Source organism: Kitasatospora sp. NPDC057512 (genome assembly GCF_042802135.1).
In the GTDB taxonomy this organism is placed as follows: Bacteria; Actinomycetota; Actinomycetes; order Streptomycetales; family Streptomycetaceae; genus Kitasatospora.
In genome coordinates this window covers 1-3,734 of the sequence record NZ_JBHVET010000785.1, presented here as the reverse complement: position 1 = coordinate 3,734, position 3,734 = coordinate 1, and the positions used below count along the sequence as shown (strand labels likewise).

The window sequence follows — 3,734 nt, the reverse complement described above, 5'->3', positions numbered from 1 at the left end:
GGGCCAGGCCCACCGAATGCCCGGCCGGTTTCCCACCGGCCGGGCATCCGCCTTCGTGGCGGTCGCGCCACAGCGGTGACCCGTACCGGAAAAGCAGAAAGGCCCCAGATCAACTGGGGCCTTTCTTTCGGTGTCCGAGGGGGGACTTGAACCCCCACGCCCGATAAAGGGCACTAGCACCTCAAGCTAGCGCGTCTGCCATTCCGCCACCCGGACTAGGTGTCGTCCTCGCGGCTTCCGATCTCTCGTCCGTCGCGCTGACAGATGTAACTGTAGCAAAGATCGGCTTGGGGTCCCAAAACGGTTTCCGGCGGGCTCCCGGCGGGCGGGTCCGAGGGGTGGCGGGGGCAAGGGGCGGCGTGTGGCGGGGGCGTGACCAGCGGGTTTCGGGAACGTGCGGGGGCTGGATCGGGATCGGGGGCTGGGGGAGGATGGGCGGACGTGCTCGTACGGCCCGGGTGCAGGTCCTGGGGGTGGCGCGCTGGTGCGTCGGTGCGGGCCCAAGACGCGAGGAGTGACCGTGAGCGAGCGGAGCGAGTCGGCGGCGCCGAAGGTGACGGCTGAGTCGGAGGTCGCCGAGATCTGTCGCGATCTGATCCGGATCGACACCAGCAACTACGGGGACGGATCCGGCCCGGGGGAGCGGAAGGCGGCCGAGTACGTGGCCGAGCAGCTCGCCGAGTTCGGGCTGGAGCCGAAGATCTTCGAGTCGGCCAAGGGCCGGGCCTCGACCGTGGTCCGGATCGAGGGCGAGGACCGCTCCCGTCCGGGCCTGCTGATCCACGGCCACACCGACGTGGTGCCGGCCAACGCGGCGGACTGGACCCACGACCCGTTCGGCGGTGAGATCGCGGACGGCTGCGTCTGGGGGCGCGGCGCGGTGGACATGAAGGACATGGACGCGATGACCCTGGCGGTCATCCGGGACCGGCTGCGCACCGGGCGCAAGCCCCCGCGCGACATCGTGCTGGCCTTCCTGGCCGACGAGGAGGCCGGCGGCACCTACGGGGCGCGCTTCCTGGTGGACAAGCACCCGGGGCTGTTCGAGGGCGTGACCGAGGCGATCGGCGAGGTCGGCGGCTTCTCCTTCACGGTCAACGACCAGGTCCGCCTCTACCTGGTGGAGACGGCCGAGAAGGGCATGCACTGGATGCGCCTGACGGTCGAGGGCCGGGCCGGCCACGGCTCGATGGAGAACGACGACAACGCGATCACCGAGCTGTGCGAGGCGGTCGCCCGGCTCGGCCGGCACCAGTTCCCGCTGCGGATCACCAAGACCGTCCGGGCCTTCCTGGACGAGCTGTCGGACGCGCTCGGGGTCGAGCTGGACCCGGAGAACATGGACGAGACGCTGCGCGTGCTCGGCGGCATCGCCAAGATGATCGGGACCACGCTGCGCAACACCGCCCAGCCGACCATGCTCGGCGCCGGCTACAAGGTCAACGTGATCCCCGGTCAGGCCACCGCGCACGTGGACGGGCGCTTCCTGCCCGGCTACGAGGAGGAGTTCCTGGCCGAGCTGGACAGCGTGCTCGGCCCGCGCGTGAAGCGCGAGAGCCTGCACTCGGACAAGGCGATCGAGACCGGCTTCGACGGGGCCCTGGTCGAGGCGATGCAGACCGCGCTGCGCGCCGAGGACCCGATCGCCCGTGCGGTGCCGTACTGCCTGTCGGGCGGGACGGATGCCAAGTCCTTCCAGGACCTGGGCATCCGCTGCTTCGGCTTCGCGCCGCTCCAGCTGCCGCCGGAGCTGGACTTCGCCGGGATGTTCCACGGCGTGGACGAGCGGGTGCCGGTGGACGGGCTGAAGTTCGGCGCCCGGGTGCTGGACCGCTTCATCGACGCCTGCTGAGCCGCTTCGCGCGGCGGGTGTCCGCGCTGATCAGGTGACTGGGTCGGCCCGTTCCCGGAGTGCCGGGGGCGGGCCGACCGCATTGTCCGAGCTGATGATTGTGAGACAGGAAGAAAGAGATCGACAGAAGCGATTCTGCTGGGAATTCCAGGCCGAGCATCTGTGCGAGACCTCACCGTTGCGGGTGAATGGGAGATCCACTCCGTACCCCGTTTGCCGCAGCGTCGTTCATCCCTGTGCAGCCCGCCGAACGGGTTGCGTTGTCCATACAGGAGGAATGATGAAGGTCAAGAAGATCGCCGCTGTCGCCGCCGCCACCGGTGGCCTGGTGCTCGCCGCCGCAGGTGTCGCGTCCGCTCAGGGCGGCGCCGCCGCCGAGGGTGTGGCCGCCGGTTCCCCGGGTGTCGTCTCGGGCAACCAGATCGAGGTTCCGGTGCACATCCCGGTCAACTTCTGCGGCAACACCGTGAGCGTCGTGGGCGTGCTGAACCCGGCGTTCGCCAACCACTGCGCCAACTTCTGAGTCGACCTCCGGGCCGTCGGGGCTTGTTGAGCCGACTCACGCGAGCCCCCGGGCGGCGGACGCGCCGCGCCGGGGGCGTTCGCGTCCCCGCCGGGGTACTGGATACACGGGTTCCGACACAATCACTCGATCGAGTGAAGCGGGGTTTCGTTGCTCAACCTCCCCGTTGGCCTCTCGTTAACCCGTGTGCAGCCGAAGCCCTTGCGTGATTTACGGATATACGGAAATTCCGACTTTTTTGCAAGGTTCATGCCAAGGTCGACACGTCGTCTCGAAATGTCAGGGGAAAACATGAGGAAAGTAGCCAAGAAGGGGATCCTCACGGCCGTGGCCACCGGCAGTGTGCTGGCCTCGACCGCCGGCTACGCCTACGCGGGGGGCGCCGAGGCGCAGGGGGTGGCCACCGGTTCACCCGGTGTCGTCTCGGGCAACTCGGTCCAGGTGCCGATCGAGGTGCCGATCAATGCCTGCGGCAACACGATCGATGTGGTCGGCTTGCTGAACCCGTCCTTCGGCAACCGCTGTGCCAACGTCAACGGCGGCGGCCATCACGCGTCCAAGCCCGCCCAGGGCGGCCGGTCGGAGGGCTCGGGTGCCACCGGCGCCGACCGTACCGACAGCTCCAGCGCCAGTGGGAGCCAGGGGTCCACGGCTCCGGCCGGAACCCTGCCGGCCAGCACCCTCCCGGCCAGTACCCTCCCGGCCAGTGCCGTCCCGGACAGTGCGGGTCCGGCCACCAAGGTTCCGGGCGTCGACGTCCCGAGTGCCGGCGTCCCGGGTGCCGGCGCCTCCGGTGTCGCCACCAACTCGGCGGGCGTGCTCTCGGGCAACAGCGTCCAGGCGCCGGTGGACGTTCCGGTCAACGCCTGCGGCAACTCGGTGAACGTGGCCGGCGTCGGCAACCCGGCCTTCGGCAACGACTGCGCCAACGTGGAGAAGGTCGAGAAGGTCACCCCGACGCCGCCGGCCGAGGGCTGCGTGGAGACCTGCCCGACCACCCCGCCGCAGACCTCCTCCGAGGAGGTGACGAGCGTCGCGCGCACCGGCGTCGCTCCGGCCACCTCCGCGTCCGCCGCCGTGGAGTCCGCCGTCAAGCCGGCGCCGTCCGCCCAGCTGGCCACCACCGGTGCCGGCGACGTCGAGCTGCTCGGGGCCGCCGGTCTCGCGCTGCTGCTCGGCGGCGGCGTGCTCTACCGCCGGGCGCGGGCCGGAGCCCGCTGACCCGGCGGGTCGGGGACCAGGGCGCGCGCTGAACGGGACCGGTGCGCGCCCGCCCCCGGGCGTACCTGAGGAACGACGCATCCGCGGCCGCCGAGCGAACGGGCGGCCGCGGACGCGTGAGGGCTCGCTGCCGCCCGG

3 protein-coding genes and 1 tRNA gene are annotated in these 3,734 nt (G+C 70.6%); 3 read left to right on the top strand and 1 reads right to left on the bottom strand.

Features of this window, described 5'->3' with window-relative positions; all coding sequences use genetic code 11:
* Window positions 1–131: 131 nt before the first annotated feature.
* Window positions 132–216: transfer RNA gene (locus ACFU6K_RS33700), tRNA-Leu, on the bottom strand.
* A gap of 304 nt (window positions 217–520) precedes the next feature.
* On the opposite strand from ACFU6K_RS33700, the gene ACFU6K_RS33695 reads away from it, so the two are divergent.
* The 3 genes from ACFU6K_RS33695 to ACFU6K_RS33685 all read left to right on the top strand — a co-directional run bounded on the left by ACFU6K_RS33695 (window position 521) and on the right by ACFU6K_RS33685 (window position 3,596).
* The gene (locus tag ACFU6K_RS33695; RefSeq protein ID WP_049659731.1) at window positions 521–1,852 is read left to right on the top strand and encodes a M20/M25/M40 family metallo-hydrolase; all 1,332 of its coding nucleotides are present in this window, start codon (window positions 521–523) and stop codon (window positions 1,850–1,852) included.
* 280 nt (window positions 1,853–2,132) lie between these two features.
* On the top strand, window positions 2,133–2,375 hold the full coding sequence (locus tag ACFU6K_RS33690) for a chaplin (protein ID WP_380669581.1): 243 nt from the start codon (window positions 2,133–2,135) through the stop codon (window positions 2,373–2,375).
* 327 nt (window positions 2,376–2,702) lie between these two features.
* Window positions 2,703–3,596, top strand: a complete 894-nt coding sequence (locus ACFU6K_RS33685) for a chaplin (protein ID WP_380669578.1) — start codon at window positions 2,703–2,705, stop codon at window positions 3,594–3,596.
* Window positions 3,597–3,734: the final 138 nt, after the last annotated feature.

What these genes read in the sequence shown, in the direction of transcription:
- ACFU6K_RS33690 (WP_380669581.1), top strand. Translation starts at nt 2,133, where the DNA reads ATGAAGGTCAAGAAGATCGCCGCTGTCGCCGCCGCCACCGGTGGCCTG.